At 63.4% G+C, this 23299-nt stretch carries 18 protein-coding genes; 6 read left to right on the top strand and 12 right to left on the bottom strand.

Going from position 1 to position 23299, the window contains the following annotated elements:
• Positions 1 to 232: 232 nt before the first annotated feature.
• Positions 233 to 1711, bottom strand: a complete 1479-nt coding sequence (locus tag QX034_RS31800) for a protein adenylyltransferase SelO (protein ID WP_315729169.1) — start codon at positions 1709 to 1711, stop codon at positions 233 to 235.
• A 265-nt stretch (positions 1712 to 1976) separates the two neighbouring features.
• On the opposite strand from QX034_RS31800, the gene aspS reads away from it, so the two are divergent.
• The 3 genes from aspS to QX034_RS31785 all read left to right on the top strand — a co-directional run bounded on the left by aspS (position 1977) and on the right by QX034_RS31785 (position 6393).
• Positions 1977 to 3749 (top strand): aspartate--tRNA ligase, encoded by a 1773-nt coding sequence (aspS, locus tag QX034_RS31795; RefSeq protein ID WP_315703550.1) that lies wholly within the window; start codon positions 1977 to 1979, stop codon positions 3747 to 3749.
• 243 nt (positions 3750 to 3992) lie between these two features.
• Positions 3993 to 4892: a hypothetical protein gene (locus QX034_RS31790; RefSeq protein ID WP_315703551.1), complete on the top strand. Its 900-nt coding sequence runs from the start codon at positions 3993 to 3995 to the stop codon at positions 4890 to 4892.
• A 4-nt stretch (positions 4893 to 4896) separates the two neighbouring features.
• Positions 4897 to 6393 carry an MBOAT family protein gene (locus QX034_RS31785; RefSeq protein WP_315703552.1) on the top strand — a complete coding sequence of 499 codons (1497 nt, stop codon included), beginning with the start codon at positions 4897 to 4899 and terminating at the stop codon, positions 6391 to 6393.
• A 24-nt stretch (positions 6394 to 6417) separates the two neighbouring features.
• Here the strand turns inward: QX034_RS31785 and QX034_RS31780 are convergent, their stop codons facing one another.
• The 5 genes from QX034_RS31780 to QX034_RS31760 form a co-directional block, all read right to left on the bottom strand.
• Positions 6418 to 7071 (bottom strand): TadE/TadG family type IV pilus assembly protein, encoded by a 654-nt coding sequence (locus QX034_RS31780; protein WP_315703553.1) that lies wholly within the window; start codon positions 7069 to 7071, stop codon positions 6418 to 6420.
• A 10-nt stretch (positions 7072 to 7081) separates the two neighbouring features.
• Positions 7082 to 7639 carry a TadE/TadG family type IV pilus assembly protein gene (locus QX034_RS31775; RefSeq protein ID WP_315703554.1) on the bottom strand — a complete coding sequence of 186 codons (558 nt, stop codon included), beginning with the start codon at positions 7637 to 7639 and terminating at the stop codon, positions 7082 to 7084.
• A 9-nt stretch (positions 7640 to 7648) separates the two neighbouring features.
• Positions 7649 to 9049: a pilus assembly protein TadG-related protein gene (locus QX034_RS31770; protein WP_315704262.1), complete on the bottom strand. Its 1401-nt coding sequence runs from the start codon at positions 9047 to 9049 to the stop codon at positions 7649 to 7651.
• Positions 9050 to 9293: 244 nt separating this feature from the next.
• A complete protein-coding gene (locus QX034_RS31765) occupies positions 9294 to 9896 on the bottom strand; it encodes a cytochrome b (RefSeq protein ID WP_315703555.1) in 603 nt (200 codons plus the stop codon).
• 223 nt (positions 9897 to 10119) lie between these two features.
• Entirely contained in the window at positions 10120 to 10473 is a 354-nt protein-coding gene (locus QX034_RS31760) for a cupin domain-containing protein (RefSeq protein WP_315703556.1), read from the bottom strand.
• Positions 10474 to 10623: 150 nt separating this feature from the next.
• Here QX034_RS31760 and QX034_RS31755 point away from each other — a divergent pair, with 150 nt between their 5' ends.
• Positions 10624 to 11406, top strand: coding sequence for a flavin reductase family protein (locus QX034_RS31755; protein ID WP_315703557.1), 783 nt, complete (start codon positions 10624 to 10626; stop codon positions 11404 to 11406).
• Positions 11407 to 11420: 14 nt separating this feature from the next.
• Here QX034_RS31755 and QX034_RS31750 read toward each other — a convergent pair whose 3' ends face one another.
• Positions 11421 to 12113, bottom strand: a complete 693-nt coding sequence (locus tag QX034_RS31750) for a sterol desaturase family protein (RefSeq protein ID WP_315703558.1) — start codon at positions 12111 to 12113, stop codon at positions 11421 to 11423.
• A gap of 688 nt (positions 12114 to 12801) precedes the next feature.
• On the bottom strand, positions 12802 to 14787 hold the full coding sequence (locus QX034_RS31745; protein WP_315703559.1) for a hypothetical protein: 1986 nt from the start codon (positions 14785 to 14787) through the stop codon (positions 12802 to 12804).
• Positions 14788 to 15035: 248 nt separating this feature from the next.
• Between QX034_RS31745 and QX034_RS31740 the strand changes: the two genes are divergently transcribed.
• Both QX034_RS31740 and QX034_RS31735 read left to right on the top strand, forming a co-directional pair.
• A complete protein-coding gene (locus tag QX034_RS31740) occupies positions 15036 to 17345 on the top strand; it encodes an NADP-dependent malic enzyme (protein WP_315703560.1) in 2310 nt (769 codons plus the stop codon).
• 133 nt (positions 17346 to 17478) lie between these two features.
• A complete protein-coding gene (locus tag QX034_RS31735) occupies positions 17479 to 17934 on the top strand; it encodes a DoxX family protein (protein ID WP_315703561.1) in 456 nt (151 codons plus the stop codon).
• Between the two features lie 37 nt (positions 17935 to 17971).
• Here the strand turns inward: QX034_RS31735 and QX034_RS31730 are convergent, their stop codons facing one another.
• The 4 genes from QX034_RS31730 to QX034_RS31715 all read right to left on the bottom strand — a co-directional run bounded on the left by QX034_RS31730 (position 17972) and on the right by QX034_RS31715 (position 23182).
• Positions 17972 to 18532, bottom strand: coding sequence for a dihydrofolate reductase family protein (locus tag QX034_RS31730; protein ID WP_315703562.1), 561 nt, complete (start codon positions 18530 to 18532; stop codon positions 17972 to 17974).
• A gap of 21 nt (positions 18533 to 18553) precedes the next feature.
• A complete protein-coding gene (locus tag QX034_RS31725; protein ID WP_315703563.1) occupies positions 18554 to 19501 on the bottom strand; it encodes a polysaccharide deacetylase family protein in 948 nt (315 codons plus the stop codon).
• 207 nt (positions 19502 to 19708) lie between these two features.
• Complete coding sequence (locus QX034_RS31720) at positions 19709 to 21349, bottom strand: hypothetical protein (protein ID WP_315703564.1); 1641 nt, start codon at positions 21347 to 21349, stop codon at positions 19709 to 19711.
• A gap of 48 nt (positions 21350 to 21397) precedes the next feature.
• The gene (locus QX034_RS31715) at positions 21398 to 23182 is read right to left on the bottom strand and encodes a L,D-transpeptidase family protein (RefSeq protein WP_315703565.1); all 1785 of its coding nucleotides are present in this window, start codon (positions 23180 to 23182) and stop codon (positions 21398 to 21400) included.
• Positions 23183 to 23299 lie beyond the last annotated feature (117 nt).

Genomic DNA, 23299 nt, shown 5'->3' with positions numbered 1-23299 from the left:
ACGCGGCCTGATCGCCGGCGGCCGCAGGGCACGGCGAGTGCGATGACGCACAGCGCGATCATCGCCAATCCCATGAATTCGAAAACCAGAGCGTCCACCAGCCGATCTCCCGACAGATCGCGAGAATTGTCGGGGCTGCGTTGACCATTTCTTAAACGCACGATCCCGCGCGTCGCGATGGTGGACGCGCGGTTAATAGCTCCGTGGAGCGGATTGACGCCCGGACCGGTCGCTACGTGCCGCAGAATGTCTGCAGCACCCGCTCCTCGGGCTGCGGCGGTTCGGCATAGGCGGCGAATGCCGGCTGGTCCTCATAAGGCTTGGCCAACACGGTGATCAGCTCTTCGAACGGCGCGAAATCGTCGTCTCGGACTGCGGCCGCGATCACCGCCTCGATACGGTGGTTGCGCGGGATGAAGGCCGGATTGACCGCGCACATCGCGGCCTGCCGTGCCGCGGGGGACGTCTCGCGTTCCTCCGCGAGGCGCTGGCGCCAGCGCGGGGCCCATTCGTCGAACCCGGCCGGCTCCGCGAACATGGCCCGGACCTCGGAGGTGTCACCGCTGCCCGCGGCGTCACTCAGGCGGCGGAAGGTGCGGGTGAAATCGGCCTGGCCGGCGGTCATGACGTCGAACAGCGCCTGGGCCAGCTCGCGATCGCCCTCGCGCTCGGTGGCCAGCCCGAGCTTGCGCCGCAGGCCGGCCTGATGGGCCGACGTGAACTGCTCGGCAAAGCCGTCGAGTGCGGCTTCCGCCTGCTTGATCGCGGTCTCCTTGTCCTCGTCGAGCAGCGGCAGCAGGCACTCGGCCAGCCGGGTCAGGTTCCAGAGCCCGATCCGCGGCTGATTGGCAAACGCGTAACGGCCGAACTCGTCGATCGAGGAGAACACCTGCTTGGGATCGTAGGCGTCCATGAAAGCACAGGGGCCATAGTCGATGGTTTCGCCGGCGACCGAGGTGTTGTCGGTGTTCATCACGCCGTGGATGAAGCCGATCAGGAGCCATTGCGCGATCAGCCGAGCCTGCCGGGCGATCACGGCATCGAGCAGGGCGTGATAGGGCCGTTCCGAGCCGATGATCTCAGGGTAGTGCCGGGCGATGACATGATCGGCGAGCTGGCGGACGGCCTCAACGTTGCCCCGAGCGGCAAAATATTGGAACGTGCCGACCCGGATGTGGCTGGATGCGATACGCGTCAGCACCGCGCCGGGCAGGGCGCCTTCGCGGTAGACCGGCTCGCCGGTCACGACCGCGGCCAGCGAACGGGTGGTCGGGATGCCCATCGCATGCATCGCCTCGCTGACGATGTATTCGCGTAAGACCGGCCCGAGTGCGGCGCGGCCGTCGCCACGGCGTGAAAATGGCGTCGGACCGGAGCCCTTGAGCTGGATGTCGCGGCGGATACCGTTCCGGTCCACGACCTCGCCGAGCAGGATGGCGCGGCCGTCGCCGAGCTGGGGAACAAAATGCCCGAACTGGTGGCCGGCATAGGCCATCGCGATCGGCTCGGCGCCTGCGGGCACGGTCTTGCCGGCCAGGATATCGGCGCCCTCGGCCGTCTCCAGCTCTTTTGGGTCGAGCCCCAGCTCCTCGGCCAGCGGCCGGTTCAGCTTGATCAGTCGCGGGGCGGCGACGGGCGTTGGCGCGACGCGGGCGAAGAAATTGTCCGGCAGCGCGGCATAGGAGTTCTGGAAGGGGAAATGCACGGTCATAGCGGTAAAGATAGGCGTGGCGCGCCGGCTTTTCGAGCCCAAACGGCCGTCAGTTGAGCTATCCTGCGGCAGCTCAATTCGGCGGCAGGCCCGGCGGCGGCATCCCGGCCCGGCGAACCGCGCCTGTCTCCCGCGGCTCGGCCGAAAAAGGATGAGCGCATTCGGTTGCCGCGCGGGGTTCGCTCGGCTAAACCGGCCGCGCATCGGCTGGCGCCTGAAGGCGCGGCCGATTCCCTCTCCTCAGACGATCGAATTCAGGACGACCATGCATCGCTACCGGACCCATACCTGCGGCGCGCTCCGCGAGAGCAACATCGGAGAGACCGTCCGCCTGTCCGGCTGGTGCCATCGCATCCGCGACCATGGCGGCGTGCTATTCGTCGACCTGCGCGACCATTACGGCATCACGCAATGCGTGGTGGACCCGGATTCGCCGGCGTTCTCCGCGGCCGAGAAGCTGCGCTCGGAATGGGTGGTGCGGATGGAGGGCAGGGTGCGCCACCGTCCGGAGGGCACCGACAATCCGGAGCTACCCACGGGCCAGGTCGAGCTTTACGTTGCCGACATCGAGGTGCTGGGGCCGGCCGGCGAGCTGCCGCTGCCGGTGTTCGGCGAGCAGGAATATCCCGAGGATATTCGCCTGAAATACCGCTTCCTCGACCTGCGCCGCGAGAAGCTGCACAATAACATCATGCGCCGCATGGCGATCATCGATTCCATGCGCCGCCGGATGAAGGAGCAGGGCTTCTTCGAATTCCAGACCCCGATCCTGACCGCGTCTTCGCCCGAGGGGGCGCGCGACTTCCTGGTGCCGTCGCGCATTCATCCCGGCAAATTCTACGCGCTGCCGCAGGCGCCGCAGCAATACAAGCAGCTGCTGATGATGAGCGGCTTCGACCGCTACTTCCAGATCGCGCCGTGCTTCCGCGACGAGGACCCGCGCGCCGACCGCCTGCCGGGCGAGTTCTATCAGCTCGACATCGAGATGAGCTTCGTCACCCAGGAGGACGTGTTCGCGGCCATGGAGCCCGTGGTCCGCGGGGTGTTCGCCGAATTCGCCGAGGGCAAGCCGGTCACCGAGGTGTTTCCGCGCATTCCGTTCGCGGAGGCGATCCGCAAATACGGCAGCGACAAGCCCGACCTGCGCAATCCGATCGAGATGCAGGATGTCTCCGAGCACTTCCGCGGCTCCGGCTTCAAGGTGTTCGCGCGCATGCTGGAGGACCCGAAGAACCAGGTCTGGGCGATCCCGGCGCCGGGTGGCGGCAGCCGTGCCTTCTGCGACCGCATGAACTCGTGGGCGCAGGGTGAAGGCCAGCCGGGCCTCGGCTACATCATGTGGCGCGAGGGCAATGAAGGCGCCGGCCCGCTTGCCAACAATATCGGGCCGGAGCGCACCGCGGCGATCCGCGAACAGCTCGGCACCAAGGACGGCGACGCCGCCTTCTTCGTCGCTGGCGATCCGGACAAATTCTGGAAGTTCGCAGGCCTTGCGCGCAACAAGGTCTCAGATGAGCTGAACCTCGCCGACAAGGATCAGTTCAAGCTGGCCTGGATCGTCGATTTCCCGATGTACGAGTACAACGAGGACGACAAGAAGGTCGACTTCTCGCATAACCCGTTCTCGATGCCGCAGGGCGGCCTCGAAGCGCTGCAGACGCAGGATCCGCTGACCATCAAGGCGTTCCAGTACGACATCACCTGCAACGGCTATGAGATCGCCTCCGGCGGCATCCGCAATCACAAGCCGGAAGCGATGGTGAAGGCGTTCGAGATCGCGGGCTATGGCGAGCAGGACGTGGTCGAGCGCTTCGGCGGCATGTACCGCGCGTTCCAATACGGCGCCCCGCCGCATGGCGGCATGGCGGCCGGCGTCGATCGCATCGTGATGCTGCTCTGTGGCACCACGAACCTGCGCGAGATCTCGCTGTTCCCGATGAACCAGCAGGCCATGGATCTGCTGATGGGCGCGCCGTCGGAAGCGACGGTGAAGCAGCTGCGCGAGCTGCACATCAGGACCAACCTGCCGAACAAGTAGGGACGATCTTTTTCCGCTGCGGCCTGCTGCTGAGGTCTCAGCAGCAGGCCGCAGCGGCGAAGCGAGCCTACCGCCTCATGCCCGCGGGTCCGTATTCGTTGGGCTTGCAATGACGGTCCCCGATGACGCAAGTTGCCCCCTGCGTTGGTCGGCTCCTAGGATACGATGGTCGAGGTCGGGTCGCTTCAAGTTCCGTTCGCTCCCGCGGGCGCCTCTGGCACCTGCCTGACTTGGATTGCGAGCGTGCTCGTCGGCACGTGTTGCCTGTGGCTGGCCGCGTTTACGGGCCTGCTCGCACTGGCCGATCTGGTCCATGTCGACATTCCGCAAGAGCTCGCCCGAAAATTGCCGCTGTTGCAATCGCGCCCACATCTGATCTTTGCGGGCGAAAGCCGGACCGAGTTCGGGGTCGACCCGCTCCTTGCGGCGAAGCTCCTGGGGCAGCAGCCGGGATTTGCGGTCAACATCGCCTATGAGGCTGGTGAGCCTCTCGCTGTGCTCGGTGCGGCGCGAGCCTTCCCTGACGTATTTGGTGACGCGCATGTTGTGCTCAGCGTCGCGCCTTTCATCTTTAACGAGGGCGTGCGTTCGGCATCAGTCTATCCGCTCGATGTCGCCGCGCGGATGAATGTCTTCCAGCAACTGGCGACATTTCTGCCGCTGCGGGTCGGGACCTTGGTCCGCTACATTCGTGCCTCCTTTTCGGCACGCCTCGCCGAGGTCCAGGAAGTGGCGAGGCATGGGACGGTACCGCCGGGCGGCGGCGTCCTGATGCTGAGCGGAAGAGCCCCGGATTATCCAAATCTCGGGCGGCATCCACACTACGAGCACTGGGACATTTCGGGGCCGAAGTCCCGCGCCGCCGTCGAGGCCATGTGTGAGATTGCTCGCCTGTCGCGCAAGCTCACCGTCGTGGAGCCGCCTTGGATTCCGGGCGATCGCAGCGCCGATGTCGAATGGCTCCGTTACGAAGCAGAGACTCTGCAGCTACTCCGGCATGCTGCCGATCGCTGCGGCTTTGCGCTCATCCATATCCCTGCCATAGACGGACTGACCGCGGCCAAGTTCAGTGACGAGATGCACGTGAATAAAGACGGGATGCCGATCTATACCCGCGGCCTGATCGCCCGGCTCGCTCACTAGCACAATGCTGTTCTCCTCGTTCACATTCCTTTTTCAGTTCCTGCCGGCCACGTTGCTGGCCTTTGCCGCGGCGCGCCGCCACTCGCAACGCGCGGGCATCCTCGTTCTGCTGACCGCATCGCTGATATTCTATGGCGCCTGGAATCCGGCATATCTGCTGCTGCTCGCGGGTTCGATGGCCATGAATTTTACGCTCGGCCTGCTCATGGAGGACCGCAAGCGACGCCGGGTCGTCGGCATCTTCGGTGTCACCATCGATCTCGCACTGCTCGCATATTTCAAATATTCCAATTTCCTGCTCGACAGCCTGGGTGCAGTGACAGGCGCGCAATTCGCGCCGGCAAACGTCGTCCTGCCGCTCGGCATTTCCTTCTTCACCTTCCAGCAGATCGCGTATCTGGTCGACGTCATGCGCGGCGCGAAGGTGGAGCGCGACGTGGTGAGCTACGCGTTGTTCGTCAGCTTCTTCCCGCATCTGATCGCGGGTCCGCTGGTTCACCACGCGGAGATGATCCCGCAGTTCAAGCGAACGTCGAGCCACCGTGCGGCGGTGCTGGCTGCTCGGGCCGTGGCGATCTTCTCCGCCGGATTGTTCAAGAAGGTGATGATTGCAGATGAGCTGTCACAATTCGTGAGTCCGATCTTCACTCATCTGGATGCGGGCGGTACGGTGCCGTCACATTTCGCCTGGCTTGCGACACTCGCCTACACCTTGCAGATCTATTTCGATTTCTCCGGCTATTCCGATATGGCCATCGGGCTCGCGTTGCTGTTCGGCGTCCGCCTGCCGGTGAATTTCCGCTCTCCCTACCGTTGCCTCTCCATCATCGAGTTCTGGCGGTGCTGGCACATTACGTTGTCGCGCTTCTTGCGCGACTACCTTTACATCCCGCTCGGCGGGAATCGGCAAGGCAGCGGGCGCCGGTATCTCAATCTGATGACGACAATGCTGCTCGGCGGCCTCTGGCATGGGGCGGGGTGGAATTTTGTGATCTGGGGCGGGCTGCATGGTGCCTACCTCGTCACCAACCATCTTTGGCGGAAGCTGCGCGGAACGGATGGCAAGCCCAAAGCAGCAGCCACGCGCGTGCTGAGCTGGTCCGTCACTTTCGGAAGCGTCGTGCTTGCCTGGGTATTCTTTCGGGCGGCAACGCTGGGCGGCGCACTTCGGATGTTTAGCGGGATGTTCGGGTATCCGCTGGAGGGGCCTGCCTACGTTCCGTCCGGCGTGTTCACCACCTTTGGCCTGCCCATCTGGGTCGGCTCGGACGGCTTCTTCTGGCTCGGCGCTACCATGATGACGTCTGCGTTCGTCATCGCGATTGGGCTGCCGAACGCGCTGCAGATTCTGGGTTACCGGGAATATCGCCGTCCGCCCGAGCATGTCGGCACGCTCCGCTGGCGCCCCTCAGCCGGTTGGGCGGCGCTGGTTGCGGCGGCGCTGACGGTTTCTTTGTTCGGCATGTGGCAGCGACTGGAGTTCTTGTACTTCCAGTTCTAAACGGAGCAGGGCGGGCGGCCCCTGTCAGCAGCTCTTCTGCTGCACATGCTGGATGCAGGTACACGTCGCGGTCGCGGGGTATTTGACGTCGTAATAAGGATAGTTCGACGTGGTGGGACCGTTGGTCGAGCAGCGTGGAAACAGATAGTAGCTGTCGGACAGCGTCACGTTGCCCACGACCCCGGAGCCGAGATTGGGTTTATAGGTATAGGAAACCTCGCCCAGGATCAGGGAGATGTTGGCGTTGGTTGGCGTGGTGTTCGAGGTGAAGGCGGACAGTGTCATCGGCTGGCCGACGGGCCTCGCCGCGGTCGAATTGGTCGACTGGCTCCATTGCACGGTTGCATTGCCGTTGCCGTCGGTGGAGACCTCGGACACCGTGACCGTGATGAGCGGGCCGTTGCTGTCCGTCACGGGATATGGCGCCATGATCGAGGACGAAGCCTGAAGAATGGCTTGCATCTGAGTCGCAGTGACCTGCGTGTTCTGCGAAATCATGTCGGCGACGCTGTGCGAGGTCTCGCTGACCTTGACATTGATGGCCAGCCCGTTCCCGAGTTCGATGCCGCCGAGATACAGCAGCAGCATGAGCGGCAGCACGATGGCGAACTCCGTCGCCGCCACGGCTTTGGCGTCGGTCCATAGCCCCCGCACTCGGAATGACAGGCCGGCGAGCATATCTGACTCCTTAAGAGGACGGCTCATTCTGGAACGCAGCGGAGGCCATGAGCAGCCTGTTGCCGGTCGACAGATTCGAGAGATTGAAACCAAGTGGCCCCAGCATGACCGGCCAGACGTACATCACCCGGAGAACGACGATATCGCCGGCGTGGCCGGCGTTGAATTGCCAGCTGTTGCTGACGTTTCCGTTGCTGTCATAGGTCAGCGTGGGCATGCCCGTGTTGGTTGACGACCACGAATTGGCGACTTGCAAGTCGACCATCAAGCTGTTGCAGTCGAAGAAGATGCGGATATTGCCGCAGACCTGCTGCTTGAAGGTTGCCTGATCCATGTTCTGCGTCTGCACCTGTCCGGTCATGACAAGGCGCGCGGATTGACTCGCGACCGTCTCCAGCAGCTGCTGAGCGAAGAAAACCAGGAAGGTTTGAAAGAGTGCGATGATGAGGGCAAGGAACGGTGCGGCAACCAGGGCGAATTCGACGGCCGTCGCACCCTTGCTGTCCTTGACGAAGGCGGTGCAGCTCTTGCTGCGCGCCTTCGCCGATGTGAGGTCCGGTGCAGTCATGGGCTGATCCTACTGCACGAGGCTGGCCGTGCTTGATGCGACCTTGAGGAAGAGGTTCGTCAGCGCGGTCGAGATGTCGCCGCCGGTCTGAACGTCGGCGAAGAAACCGGGCGAGGCGCATGATTGCAGGTTTTTCGCGATGGTGCCGGTTGAGGACGAAGGCTCGTCGTACGGGTCTACCCAAGTCATATACCAGTTGTCGGTCACCGGGATATTGGGGGTCTTGAGTTGCAGGTACTCGGTGTAGAGGATCGCGATCTTGATGCCTCGGTTCTTGATGGTCGTGCAGATCGAGGTGTCGAGCGGCTGCTGGCATCGACTGTTGGAGGCGAAGGTGCCGTTGGGGCAAGTTGCGGAGATTTTGTCTTCGAAGCCGTCGGTGACCAGGAAGATCACCTCCTGGGGCGTATCTCCAGACGTGTTGCTGCCAAGACCGGGAGTAGGCATGCTGTTGTTGAGGCTGGTGAGCGCGCCGGCGATGTTGGTCCCGTTGTCGGTCTTACAGTTGCTCGTCGTGACGACGCAGTTCTGGTAGACGACCGGCATCAGCGCAATGTTTGAAACTGAGGTTCCTGCCGCCGTCGGGGTGGTCAACGAGGCCAGTGTGTTCAAACCCAAGTCGAACGTATAGAGGGCCGCTTTATAGGTGGTGTTGTTCAGGGCTGACATGCACTGCATGACGCCCCCCGATACGCCTGGCTGCGGACAGTTCGACCACGAATTGAGCAACTGGTTGACGGCGCTCGTCACGAGATCGATCCGCAAGGTGATATTGTTAGCTCGTGCGATCGCGAGGTTATCCTTGGTCCCGCCGTCGTGAGCGATATTGGTTTCATGACAGGCGAAGCCGCAATTCTGCGACGATGTCGCTTTCTGGTATTTGGGTGCGGTGTAGGCGATAAGGTTGCTGATGTCGGTCGCAGTCGCGCCGATCCCCATCGACGGCGAGTCATCCAGCAGCAGGTAGAAATTCATGTTGGGCGCGCTCGAGGCTTTAGCCACAGCGGAGCCCTTGAGCTGCCACGCCGGAGTCCCGAGGAGGGACGGGAAATTGTTGATGGATTGCGCGGTATAGGCAACGGTGATGGTGCGCTGCAGGCCGGAATCGGTGACCGTGATCGTGGGCGCCGGCACGGAGACCAGACCGGGAAGATTCGCCTTCGCCGCAAAGACGGCCGCTGCTGTCTGCTGGACGACGGTGGCGTTTGTCTGATTCAACATTGCCGGCCTGACGGCGGCGATCGCCGCAGCATCGGCGGCCGCGTCCAATTGGCCCTGCTTGCGCACAGCCTGGGTGTAATCGAGCGCCATGCCCAACAAATAGATCGTCGGCACCATCATCAGCGCGAATGTGATGGCGACGTTGGCCTCACGATGTCTTGCGAAGCGCAGCACCAAGCCGCGTAGCATTGCTGTCACCCTCATTGCCGTTCCCGCGGGAGACACTCGTCTGTGGCACGGTCCCGATTGCGGATCGGAGAAAGCAAACAAGCTTCCGCCGCCGCTCACCTCGCGGCAAAGCGGAACTATGAGGATGCGCCATTAAGCAATGCTTACTTGCGTTTTGGGAATATCGGTCCGCTGAGATGTCGTTGGGCCAGGCGGACGACCGTTGTTAAGGGAGTCTAAAACGGATTGGTAGGATTTTAGGGGCCTAGGCTGGGCTGCCCGCGGCCGGCCGGCGATGCGGCAGCATGCGAGTCAAAACGTCGTCGCGGCGGACTACGTGATGAAACAGCGCGGCGGCGACATGCAGCCCGACGACAGGCCACGCGATCCATTTGCCGACGAAATGGTGGATGGCATCGACCGGCGGCTCGAAGGTCTCCCAACTGATCCCCAGCCCGTCTTCGATCCAGCCGAACAACATGGTTTCGCGGAAGCTTGCCACCTTGAACAGGCCGAAATCGGTGCTGGCGTCGGTGCCGATATAGCCGGTCAGCGGCAGCAGGATCAGCAAGCCATACAGTCCCGCATGCGCCAGCTGAGCGAGCCGGTGTTCGACCGCAGAGCCGTGCGGCGGCTCCGGCTGCACATTGATCAGCCGCCAGAACAGGCGCGGCAGAACCGAGAAGCCCACGAAGAGTCCAAGCACCCAATGGATGTTGAGAACCGGCAGGGATTCATCCGAACTATCGTCCATGAACCAGATGACGTAGTAGACGACGATATAGGCGGCGATGAAAGCGGCGGCGCTGGTCCAATGAAACAGCTTGGCCAAGGCACCGAACTCGAATTTCGTATTCTTCCATCGCATGACGTGTGTCTTTCAAGATTGCACGGCCATTCTCCGCTGTCGTCATTGGACGACGAACTCTGGACCGCTGCGCAGCGAGCCCGATACAGGGGAGGACCATGGGCGCGTATCTGGCGTGCAGCTATAGCCGACGCGACTGACGCTTTGTTGAAGAGGGAGGCCGCAACGCGGCTTTTCCCATCAAACCGATCTCAATTCGTCGTTATCAGATCCCCGTGTTCGATCAGGCGAGGATGCGCGGTGCGGCAGTTGCCTTATCCCCGCTATTGGGTGTGCCGGTCGGCTCGATCAGCAGGATGTGCACTTCGCCGCGGGCTACCGGCCGGTGTTCGATCCCTCTTGGCACCACGAAGACCTCGCCGGGATTGAGGGTGACGGTGCGATCCCGCAGCTCGATGTCGAGCGTGCCCTTCAGCACCAGGAAGAAATCGTCGGTGTCGTCATGCTTGTGCCAGTGGAATGGCCCTTCGAGCTTGGCCACCATGATGTCATTGTCGTTGTAGGTCGCGACCGTGCGCGGCGAGAAGCGGTCGGTGAACGTTGCGAGCTTCTCGGCGAGATTTGCGGGGGTGTTCATTGTGCTGGCCTGGCTGGAATCCGAAAGTCGTCGATCATCGGGCGACGATGACCCGATCGTGGCATATCTGCCGGCTCACGTTCTAGCCACTGTGCTGTAAGACGTCAGCAGCAGAGAAGGCGGACATTCGCTGTCAGCTTTCGGGTGGGAATGCGCGCTCCATTTGCCGATATCTGCTGCACCGAGCAGTTCACCCCGGAGCCGAGCATCATGCATATACGAACGGAACCATCGATCCTTTACTTTGGAACCCCGGTGGTCCTCATCAGTACGGCCAATGCGGATGGCAGTTACAATCTGGCGCCGATGTCGTCGGCATTCTGGCTGGGGTGGCGTTGCATTCTGGGACTGGCGGCCCACTCGAAGACGCCGCAAAACATGCTGCGCACGCGGGAGTGCGTGCTCAACCTGCCGGATGTCGGCTGCGCTTCGTTGGTGGACAAGCTCGCCCTCACCACCGGCTCCGATCCGGTGCCGGATAGCAAGAGAGCGCGCGGCTATCGTTGCGAGAAGGACAAGTTCGGCATCTCGGAGTTCACGCCGGTGCCGTCCGAGACGGTGGCCCCGCCGCGGGTGAAGCAATGCCCCGTGCAGATGGAGTGTGTGGTTGAGGCCCATCACGATCTTGCCGGCAACGATGCAGCGTTGCGTGGCCGTGTCCAGATCTTCGAGGTTCGGGTCCAACGGGTCTATTGTGAGCAACGTATCCTCAACCCGGCGGATCCGAACAAGGTCGATCCCGACCGGTGGCGGCCGCTGATCATGAGTTTTCAAAGGTTCTACGGCCTTGCGCCGGAACAGGTGCATGAATCGACGCTTGGAACGGTCCCCGAGCATCTCTATCGGGGACCGGATATCGATCGATCGCGCACACTGAGCGAGCGTTCGGAAGGCGCGCATGGCATTCGCTTGGACGGCTCGCGGGCATATTGAAGCGTTTGCCGCCGTCAGGCGTCTTGCGGGCGCGCGCGTTTTGGCACGATGGCAGTGCCAAACACATGATCCCAGAAGCTCGTCGTGACGCCGAAATTACCCGGCTTGGGATCGCGATGATGGCGCAGATGCCGGAGTCGATGCTTGCGCAGCCATGAGTCTTCGCTCAGCGGCCAACGATGTACCGCGTCGTGGACCGTCAGATACAGAACGTAACCGAGGATCAGGCCGCTCGCGCTTCCGCTTGCGATCTCGACGTCCGAGACGCGTGCGACCAGGAAGAACCATGAACAAAAAATGACGGCGCTGACCCCGATCGGCGCTCCGACGAGGTCGGATGGACGGGCGTGATGCATCCCGTGGAGATCCTTGAGAACAGGCGCTTCATGGTACAGGAACCGGTGCACCAGATATTCGGCGAGCGTCCAGAGTATCGCTCCGCAGGCGGCTGCGACGAACCAGCGCGGGTGCAATGCCAAGCCGCTGTCCGCAAGTTCATAGAGCAGCAGTCCGGCGACAACGATCGGATAGATGTACAGCTCGGCGTAGTAAGTGGTCCTCGATTGGTTCACGTCGTCCCCACACGCAACATGACGAAAAGTGACCGTCGCGGCCCCAAGGACAGCAGCCGTAAGGATTGGCATTTGGCGGAGGCAGCGTCGATTCGAGGCCCGGTCGGTCTGCCGAATAGCAGAGGTGTACGGCACCAGCGTGAATGGACACGGCGCCGCTGCCGATCACAGCACAGTCGCCCGACGGGCGATCTTCGCATGCCCCTTCTGCACCAACTGCCTGTCGTGCCACTCTGTCGCAGGCTTGCGCGCTTGCCGTGTCGGGCAAATCAGGACGATCTTTCCGCGCATCCCGCCTCGATGAAGAGGGACGTTTCGGCCGATCGTCACGAACGGTGAGGCGGGGAGCGGTGGACGTGGAGGCGCCAACAGACGATGAGCGCCGAGACGGACGGTCAAGTCGCGTGGTCCTGGCATCCCGACGCTGATGCCCTGCGCAACGCGTTTCACGCGTCGTCGCACATGGTGGCCAACAAGCCCGGCGCACCAGGGAGATCGCGAAGCAGCCGTTAAAACCATCGCGCAGGGAATGCCGGTTGATCGGCTGCACCTGTGGTAACTGCCGCCTGCTTTTCTCGTTGCAGGCGGGCCATGGGTGAGGCCTTCACCCGGCATTCCCTGCGCTCTCTTCGCTTTCGAAGGGGCGACCTGACACGCACAACCCGGGTGTGATTGCGCCGCGGGACGGCGTCAGCGCGTCAGCTCACTTCTCTTGGCGACGCTCGATCGAGCGCCGCGTCACGAAGGCATTCAAGCGATGACCGAGTTCGCTCGCTCTCAATCCGTCATTTCACCTCGGTACGAGAGATGTGTTTCATTGGTCTCACAGCCCCGTCGAGGCCTCGATCTTGAACTGCGTGAGCGCCATCGACGGATCGGTTTTCAGCAACTGGACCAGCTGCAGCGCCGGCACCTTGGCGCGCGGCGTCAGCTTGAGCGTCAGCGTCTGGCGCGGCGTCTCGATGAAGCGGCTGATGGCCTCCACGGCGGCCGCGACGTCAGGGTTGTCGACGGCAAATTGTTGGCTGCTGTCCTTGAAGCTGGCAACCAGGGCTTGTCTGGCATCCTCTCGCGTCATCGTGTGCGTGCGCGCATATTGCGCGACCAGAAGATCGATCGCACCGAGATCGCGCAACGACAGCTCGAGCCCATTGGCCTCGATCTGCGCGGCCATCGCAGCCGCGGCCTGCGGATCTGGCGTGAACAGCCCGCGCGGCACATGCGCGAGCGACAGGTTCGCGGAGGCGCCGAGCAGGTTGGCGAGATCGAGCTTCACCGGCGAGAGCGCAAAGCTGCTGGAAGTCTCGGTCCAGGCGGCGCCGAGATCGGCATCCAGCGCCAGTTGGTCGATGCCGGCTGCGAGCAGCGGCAGCAGGGCCGGATTGGACGGATCGATCGGCCCCGCCAGCTTGGCCGTCAGGTGGGCCTGGGTCGGGAACGGCCCTATGAACTGGCCCCAGTTCAGCGCGACATTATCGATCCGGACCTGCTTCTTGCTGGACTTGAACGGGGCTTCGAGCCCCTTCAGCTCGATGCCTTCGACGAGTTTCAGCATCGCCAAGGCCGCGCCGCGCTGTTGCGGCACGGATTTATCGGCGAATTGCGCGCTGAGCCGCATCATCCCCGCGACGTCGAACGCTTTCAGCGCGAAGCGTCCGAGCTTGACGGGTCCCTGCGGCGATCGGGCATCCAGCCCCTCGGCGGCGATATCGGCCTTGCCGTCCCGCAGGTCGAGGCTGACGGTGGCGAGCTTGACCGGACCTTCCGGGGTCTCGGCCGAGAGGCCGCGCAGTTCGACCCGATCGATCTGAAGACCGTCATAGATGCCCGCAACTTTCGTCAGCAACTCGCGGGCCTGTTCGGGAGTCGGCTGCGCCCCAGCCGGCGGAAGCGCCGTGAGGAGCGCGGGCAATTGCAGTTTCGCAGGCCGCAAGCTCATGGCTTCCGCGCTGATCCCCTCGATCCGCATCCGGATGCCCTGGTCGGTGGCGATCTCATAGGCGCCGGTCGAGACCCGACCCGAGACGGGGTAGATGTGGTCGTCATTGGCCTTGTCAGGGTCCAGCGCCGCGAGGGCCACATTCGCATCGAAGTCGATCTGGGCGATATCGGCAATGTGGCCGCGCATCTTGCCTGGCGTCGTGTCGGTCTTGCCGTCCGGCTGGGGCAGGCTGGCCGTGAACGTCACCTTCTCGATCTTCTGGCGCGCGATCCGGCCGTTCTTGATGCCCTCGATCGTCAGCCCGGTATAGCTGACGTCGGTCGTCCCGGGGCCCGACACGATGGTGGCGTCGACGCGAGGGATGGAGGCGGAGGAGGCGCTGAGGGCGACGAACTGTTCGAGCACGGCGCGATAGACATCGAGGATCGACGTGCCCGCCGGCGGCCGCTGCAGGTGCGTCGGGCCGGAGTAATCCTTCAAGAGCAGCTCGGGTACCTTGTAGGTGATTTGTGCCGCCGAGGGGGCCGGGAGCTGAGCGCCGAGCTCGAGGTCTTTCAGCTCGATGCTGGCCGCGGCGACACTGGCGGCGTCAGGCTGGCTCACATCTGCCGCCGTCAGGCTTCCGATCTTCACCCGCACGGGCGGATCGCTCGCCGTCTCCGTGGTGATGTCTGCGATCGCCAGCGTCCGCGCCCGCCAGTCGAACGCGACCTTGCCGTGACTGGCCTTGCCGCCGCCGGCGCGAATCTGGTCGAACGCCGCGTCGACCTCCGCGGTGGCGCGATGCTGAGCGTACCAGCCAAAGCCGAAAAAGCCCGCGACTGCAATTGCAACCGCAGCGAGAATGCCCGCCAGAATCCGTTTCATTCGATGCCCCGCTCACGGTTTAGGCAATGGTCAAAGCAATGGTCATAGTCTTGGCAGAATGGATCGGGTAGGGATGTCCTTCTGTAGCCTTGAGAATTTGCCGCCCCCGCCTGTTGATCGGCATGGTTTCGGATGTTGCACGAAAGCTGTTTCGCGTGCTTCACATGCGTTTCCCATTTGCCGGAAAAACGCCCTCCTGAACCAGGTTCACGAAAGCAACAGTCCGGGCCGGAAACGCTGGAGCACCTATGTCGTCCTATTCTGAAGATCTCCATTCCGCAGCACTGGCGTACCATCGGCTGCCTCGCCCGGGCAAGCTGGAGATCCAGGCCTCCAAGCCGCTTGCGAACCAGCGCGACCTGGCGCTGGCCTATACGCCGGGCGTGGCCGCGGCCTGCACCGAGATCGCCAACAATCCGGCGGAGGCGGCCACGCTGACCACCCGCGCCAACCTGGTCGCGGTGGTCTCCAACGGCACCGCGGTGCTCGGCCTCGGCAATATCGGCCCGCTGGCCTCCAAGCCGGTGATGGAAGGCAAGGCGGTGCTGTTCAAGAAATTCGCCGGCATCGACGTGTTCGACATCGAGATCAATGCCGACACCATCGATCGCGTGGTCGAGACGGTGGCGGCGCTGGAGCCGACCTTCGGCGGCATCAATCTGGAGGACATCAAAGGCCCGGAATGCTTCGAGATCGAGGCGCGCCTGAAGGAGCGCATGAAGATCCCGGTCTTTCATGACGACCAGCACGGCACCGCGATCATCGTGGGCGCGGCGATCAAGAACGCGCTCTCGCTCGCCGGCAAGAAGCTCTCGGAGGTCAAGATCGTCACCTCGGGCGCGGGTGCTGCCGCGATCGCCTGTCTCAATCTCCTGGTCTCGATGGGCGCGCAGCGCAAGAACATCTGGGTCACCGACATCGACGGCGTCGTGCATGAGGGCCGCAACACGCTGATGGACCCCTGGAAGGCGGTCTACGCGCAGAAGACCGACAAGCGCACGCTCAGCGAAGTGATCGGCGGCGCCGACATCTTCCTCGGCGTCTCCGCCGGCGGCGTTCTGAAGCCTGACATGGTCAAGCAGATGGCCGACAAGCCGCTGGTGATGGCGCTCGCCAATCCGAACCCCGAGATCATGCCGGAGGAGGCACGCGCCGCGCGGCCAGACGCGATGATCTGCACCGGGCGTTCCGACTTCCCGAACCAGGTCAACAACGTCCTCTGCTTTCCCTTCATCTTCCGCGGCGCGCTCGATGTTGGCGCCACCGCGATCAACGAGGCGATGAAGCAGGCCGCGGTGGACGCGATTGCCCAGCTCGCGCAGGACCCGCCGTCGGATGCCGTCTCGCGCGGCTTCGACAACGGGGAGACGCAAGGGTTTGGCCCGGGCTCGCTGATCCCGTCGCCGTTCGATCCGCGCCTCATCCTGCGCATCGCTCCTGCCGTCGCGAAAGCCGCGATGGACTCGGGCGTCGCCACCCGGCCGATCAAGAATTTCGACGAATACACCGCGCTGCTCGAGCGCTTTGCCTTCCGCTCCGGCCTGATCATGAAGCCGGTCTTCGCCAAGGCGAAGACCCAGCCGGTGCGGGTGATTTACGCCGAGGGCGAGGACGAGCGCGTGCTGCGGGCGACGCAGGTCGTGCTCGAGGAGAAGCTGGCGCGGCCGATCCTGGTCGGACGCCCCTCGGTGGTCGAGGCGCGCATCAACCGTTTCGGCCTGTCGATCAAGGCGGGCAAGGATTTCGATCTCATCAATCCTGAGGATGATCCGCGCTATCGCTCCTATGTGCAGACCTATATCGACGTCGCCGGCCGTCGCGGCGTGACGCCGGACGCGGCGCGCACGGTGGTGCGCACCAACGCGACCGTGATCGCGGCGCTTGCGGTGATCCGGGGCGAGGCGGACGCGATGATCTGCGGCGTCGAGGGCCGCTATATGAGCCATCTGCGTCATGTGCGCGAGATCATCGGCTTCATGCCGGGGGTGAGCGATTTCGCGGCGCTGGCTTTGACCATCACCAGCAAGGGCGCCTATTTCATCGCCGACACCCAGGTGCGGCCGAACCCGACCGCCGAGGAACTGGCGGAAATGGCTTCGCTCGCGGCCAATCACGTCACGCGCTTCAACATCAAGCCGAAGATCGCCTTCGTGTCGCATTCCGATTTCGGCGGCTACGACACCGAATCATCGCGCAAGATGCGGCAGGCGACCGCGCTCTTGAAACAGCATCGGCCAGACCTGGAGGCGGACGGCGAGATGCAGGGCGACACTGCGCTGTCGGCGACGGCGCGCAAGCTGATCCTGCCGCATTCCGATCTCGACGGCGTGGCGAATGTGCTGATCATGCCGAACCTGGATGCCGCCAACGTCGCCTATCAGATGATCAAGGTGCTCGCGGACGCGGTTCCAGTCGGCCCGATCCTGATCGGCCCGGCGCGGCCGGCGCATATTCTGACGCCGTCGGTGACCGCGCGCGGCATCCTCAACATGACGGCGGTGGCGGCCGTCGAGGCTCAGGAGCGGGCCGGGCGGGCGCAGCCGACGCTGTTTGCGTGATTTGACCGGCGTGTGGCGGAATTCGTCCGAGTTCGGCCGTATTCCGCCCGCGATTTGATTGTTTGAAAGGATCGAGGAGAAGCTCCATACTTTCGCCGGTTCCCCGCCAAACAAGCTCACTGTGAGGCCAAGCATGCCAGCATTCATTACGTTCGGGCGCGTTCTGTTCGCCGTGCTGTTTATCTACACGGGCGCGACCAAGCTGTTCGGCATTCAGGCGACGGCCGATTTCATCGCCAGCAAGGTGACGCTCCCGGAGATCGTGGCGCCCTACACCGCACAGCTCGAGGCGATGACCAAGATGCCGACGGCGCAGATGCTGGCGATCGGGGTCGGCGTGTTCGAGATCGTTGCGGGGCTGATGATCGCGATCAATTTCCTGCCGCGGCTGTTCTCGCTGCTGATGATCATCTTCGTGGGTGCGACGATCTATTACTTCCACGATTTCTGGAACCAGACGCCGCCCGACAACGCGAAAACCCTGATCGACGCGCTGAAGAATCTTTCGATCATCGGCGCACTCTTCATGATCTTCGGCTATGGCCGCGGACCGGCAAAGCCGGCCGAGACGGCCTATGGAGACATTTGACGCGTAGGCTCCTCTTCAATGTCCGCACGGCCATGGCCTAGCGGCGGCGCTCCCAGGCGGTGACTTCGACATCGAAGGCCGGGTCGAGCATCGTGGTCGTGCCGGGTTGCAGGCCATGGTCCGCCAGCACCCGCTGCGGCGAGCACTCGGCAGTCACCTCGGGGAAGCAGGGCTCGCCGCCCGGCAGGCGCACATGCGGGGCCTGCGAGAGATAAAAGGTGTCGTAGCGGTCCAGGAACATGGCGAACACGCCGGGGCCGCCGATGATCGCCACCGTGCCGCTCTCGATGCCGGCGGCCGCACAAGCGCCTTCGAACGAAGCGCCGGCGGGGTTCCACAAGGTCGCCTTGGGATTGGCGGGATCCGTCGCCAGCGCTTTGACGCCGCGGGTCAGGACGATACGTTTGCGCTTCGGCGAGTTCGGCTGGTCTTCGTAGGAATTGCGGCCGTGCACGATCAGATCGGCACGGTCGAGGGCGGCGGAGAAGAACTTGGCATCGCCCTCGAACTTCAAAGCGTCGGGCATGACATTGCGGGCGTCCGCAAGCATGCCTTCGGCCGAGACGATGACATAGCCCTCGATCCGGAGCGCAGCCACGAGCGATGCAACGCGACCGCGTTATTCCGAGACCGTGGTCACGACGCTCGACACCGGACGCTGGCTCACCGTCGGCAGCTTCGCATCCTTCAGCAGTTCCTCGTCATACTGCGGCAGCGACTGCACCGGTGCCTTGGCGCGCATCGCGACGACCTTGTAGCCTTCAGCCTTGAGCCGGCGCAGCAACTCGGGAAGCGCTTCGGCGGTGTGCTTGTGGAAGTCGTGCATCAGGATGATGCCCTTGCCGAGCTTGTCTAGCTTCTTGAAGGTGACGTCGATGACCTGCTGGGCGTTGCGCGCCTTGAAGTCGAAGGAATCGAGGTCGCAGGAGAAAATGCCGATGTTGCGGGTGCCGAGGTAGGTCACGATCTCCGGCGGGTGCTGCAGGGCCGGGAAACGGAAGAACGGCGCTGGCGAAACACCGCCAAGGGCCCATTTCACCGCGCTGATGCCCTTCTCGATTTCCTCCTTGCGCTGGTCCTCCGTCAGCTTCTTGTTGGTGAGCGTTGCATGCGACCAAGTGTGGGTGCCGATCGTATGCCCGGCATTGTACACTTGCTTGAGGATCTCCGGATAATAGGTCGCGTGCTTGCCGATCGAGAAGAAGATGCCGGTCGTGCACTGATCAGCCAGCGCCTTCAGGACAGCGGGGGTGTTCTCCGGCCACGGACCGTCATCGAAGGTGAGCACCACCTCGTGGTCGCGGAGGAAATCCAGTTCCTTGAAGTGCTCGAAGCCGAAGCCGGGCCCCCCGGTGGTATCGATCTCGACCGTGCGGCCGACGCCCAGCGCATCCGGATTCATGCAAGGCGGACGGGGCGGCTGTTGTTGCGCAGCGGGCTGCGCTGCTGGCGCTGCAGGAGCGGGGGCAGCTGCAGCTGTCCTCTGCGCCTGGGCCCATGCCGTTCCAGAGGCAAGCATCGACACTGCCAAGGAACCTGCGACGATCAGTCCTGCTGCAACACGCATTTTGTTCCCTCGAATTGTCCGCGCTGCACGGTACCCGTGCCGGGGTTTCATCCAGGCCCCATCCGGTTGAGGATATTAGCCCAGACCTTCGAGCGGCGGCAAAGGAAACGATCAGCGAAACACGCCCAAATTGCCGTCATCCGCAGCATTCTTCGGAAGTGTGGTTTATGGCCCCCGGTAAAATAAATGTGCGTTGGTTCCAACCGATCAGCTCTTCGAGGGCGAACACCAGGGCAGCTGGAGCAGGGGCAGGTAGTAGCCGCGCCATTCGCAGACAGATTCAGGACCGGTCCGCCTGGTCGCATATTTCACCGGCTCGGCCTGTCCGATCACGATGTGAAGTGCGACCAGCGTATAGCCGATCGCTGTGGCGAAGCGGTACTGGCCGAGGTCCGTCAGGCGGTCGAGCAGGAGCGCGCCGGCGAGGACGATCAGGGGGTCGGTGAAAATGAAATATTCCGTTTTCAGGCCGCGGCGGACACCGAGCGTGTCGATCGCGACGGCAGCGAGCAAGAGCAGGAGCGCTTGCAGGGCCACGACCCGCTCGCCGCGGCGCCATGCCACCACGAGACCCGGAACGATCAGCCAGGTCAGGAACACGGTCGGCCGAGCCGAGGAATGGAGCACAAAAGTATAGCGAGCCAGCACTGATCCCAGGCCTTGCAGCAGCAACAACAATGCGGCGCCTGGGCTCGAGGCGTGCGCAGCGTCGGAGGTGCTGGCGTCGGCGAAGCTCAACATCTTCTCCAGCGGATTGAGGACGGCAACGACATTTCCGCTGTCATAGTCCCGGTCGAGCAACAGCAGTGCCAGCGCCGCCCCGGCGACCACGGCTGCGATCGCCGCCGTGGTCTCAGCGGCGCTGGTGCGCCAGATCCGGGCGTAGATGATTATGCAACTCAGAACGAAAAGCAAAAGCGCAGCTTGATAGTAACCGAAGCCGTTGAACAGGATGGGACGAAGCTGCGTGGCGTCGAGCAGGGCGCGATCGAATCCGACGACGAGCAGCGGCCAAGCCATCCAGGTTGCGACTGCGGCGGCGATCGTTGCCGCGATGACGGCGATCCATCCGGAGTTGCGGTTCCAGAATTGGGCGCTGCCGCCGGCGCCACTGCCGAACGGCAGGATCAGAACGGGGAGGGCGCCGATCAACAGGATGGCCTGTACCTTGTTCTCGAGCCCGATCACGCACAAAGCCGATGCGAGCGCCAAGGCCAGCGGGCGCGCGGTGCAGCCGCGGCGGCTCACCACGATGAGGATCATCAACGCTGATATCACGGGCATGGCCGCGATCAGTTCGCTGCGGAGGATACGCGAATGCACCGCGATCCCGCCGGAGAGCGCGAAAGCCATGGTGGCGAGCAGCGCCACCCGCCAATCCCGGACGATGCGGCGAATGAGGAATGCGAAGACCACCACGCAGCCGAGCGCAATCAGAAGTGCAAACATTCGGCCGGCACGAACGGCGTGCGTCATCGCGGCGTCAAATGCTGCCGCATCGGACGCGGGTGGAATGGCGGATAAGGTCCAGGCATCGAGCAGGCCAGTCGCGTGCAGAAGTCGAAACCAGGACTTCACGCCGATAATGGTGAGGTAGGCCGGGTGATCGAAAAACGCCTGCGGCTTGCCATCGTTCATGACCAGCGCGTTGTAGATCACCATGAAGTCCATATCCGCGTTGCGGAAGTAGACGACGGCAAATCCGAATAGGAGGAAGGAGAGTACGAGGCCGCCCAGAATGGCGGCCAAGCCCCCGCGCCAGCCGAGCGACGTCAGGCGGTCGAGTGCGTTTTGCGCGCCGTCAGATTGCGGCGTGCCCAGGCGAGCAGGGGCGGCGAGCTCGGTCATGCCGCGCACTTAACCCAGCTGGCTCACGTCAGGAAAGGACAAAGGCGGTCAGCGCAACGAGAGGATAAATTCGGTGCCCTCTCCTGTCTCGCCCTGGTTGATGCCCTGGTCGGACACGATCAGCGAGCTGCCGTTCGACAGCGCTGCGCCGAGCCAGGCCAGGACGTCAGCGGGAATGGCGATGCGGTCGAGAGCCTCGGCCGGGCTGTCCGGCTGCGAGGCGTCTTTGGCTTCGAGCGGTATTTCGCCGCGCTTCTTGCCGTGGCGCGTCTGCCCGCCATCGTCATTGCGCGCCATACTGCGCGGAGAGACCGGAAGCGACACCACCGACCAATGCATGACGTCGGCGTCAGCCTTGTCGGTCGAGGCCGTGAACACATGAGTGCCAAGCGGCCGATCACTTGGCGCGATCGTGACCTCAACCTTGAATACCGGCGAAAAATTCTGCCGGACGTAGAGCTTGGAATCTTTCCGGCTGATGAAGATTGCAATCGCGCTGTTGCGCTTCAACTCGGGCTTGACCGGGAGCGGCTTGTCGCCTTCGGACACCCGGGTCTGATCCTTGTCGGCTGGCTTCGCTGGGCTGTCCGCGGTCGTCCCGGCGGGCTCGGTGGATTTATCGATTGGTTGGGCTTCGGGCTGTCCGCCTGAGACCGCCTGCTGTACAGCACTTGTCGTCGGATCTTTCGTCGCGGCCGCATCAGCAGGCTTCTCGGCAGTCTGGCCGACGGCCTCGGGATCATCGCGTTTGGCCGTCTCGTTGACCAGCCTGTTCTCCTGCACCGTACCGGTCTGCGCCATCGTGGCGACACCCGGCTTGGTCGGGATGTCTCCCGTTCCTGCGTCGATTCCGCTCGGCGACGTTTGAGCGGCGGCGGGCGCGGCGCTTGTCGGCCGGCTCGGGGCGTCGAGCGCAGCCTCGCCTGCCGTCGTGCTCGTCACGGAAGCCGGATGCGGCGTGACTTGCACGGCGGAGACGTCGGTCACGGTGGCTGGCGTGTTCAAACTGCCCGCATCAGCCGTGCGGGTCTGCCCGCGCAGCAGCACTGCTGCGTCCGTGGATTTGGCGCCATTATCATGACCGATCGTGGAGCGCAGATCGATGTCACTGCCCACGGTCACGGGCGGGCTCAGGGCGGCGCCCTTGTCGGCTTTCGGAGCGGCCGGAGCATTGGTGTCCGGCTGAGCCGACGCGCTTGGCTGCGGCGCTTTCAACGCTGCGAGCAGCGGATGGGTGAAATTCGACGGCTCGACCTCACCGGAGGTCACCAACACCCGGGCGCCGATTCTGGTCCAGCCGTACATCTTCACGGCGAAGGCTGGAGGTATGCGGATGCAGCCATGGGAGGCCGGGTATCCCGGCAACACGCCGGCGTGCAGCGCGACACCCGACCACGTGATGCGCTGCATGAAGGGCATCGGCGCGCCGCTATAGATATTGGACCGATGGTATTTCTGCTTCTGGATGATACTGAATACCCCAGTCGGGGTGGGGTGACCTTTCATGCCGGTGGAGACCGGTGCCTCGGCGAACAACCCGTTGCTGTCGTAGATTTTGACCTGCTGCTTGTTGATCGAGATCGCGACGATGAGGGGACCTTGCGGCTTGGCTGCATCCTTCTCTACGACCGCGGGCTTGGCCTGATGGTGGCGCGCTCTGACCGGCGACCGGTGAATGATCAGCGGCGCCGGGCGGTAGAAACTGGAATCGGAATCCGTCCAGTAGGAAAAACCCGCAGCGTTGGCCTGTGAGCTGGCAGTGATCGCAACTGATGCTGAAATCACTGCAGCACAATAAAACCTGCGCCTGATGGCCGAACGAACGCAGAGCATTCTCACGGATCCTCAACAACCATATGGTGTCTTAGTGTCGCGGACGGGAGTCCACGTTCACCAGCTTGGGGCTTCTACCCTCTGCGATTCGGCGTCAGCGTAGCAAAAAAGCCTCAC

Origin of the sequence: Bradyrhizobium sp. SZCCHNR3119, assembly GCF_032487775.1 — a bacterium.
Taxonomy (GTDB): Bacteria; Pseudomonadota; Alphaproteobacteria; order Rhizobiales; family Xanthobacteraceae; genus Bradyrhizobium.
The sequence above is the reverse complement of the archived record's forward strand: the minus strand, read 5'-3'. Positions and strand labels throughout refer to the sequence as shown.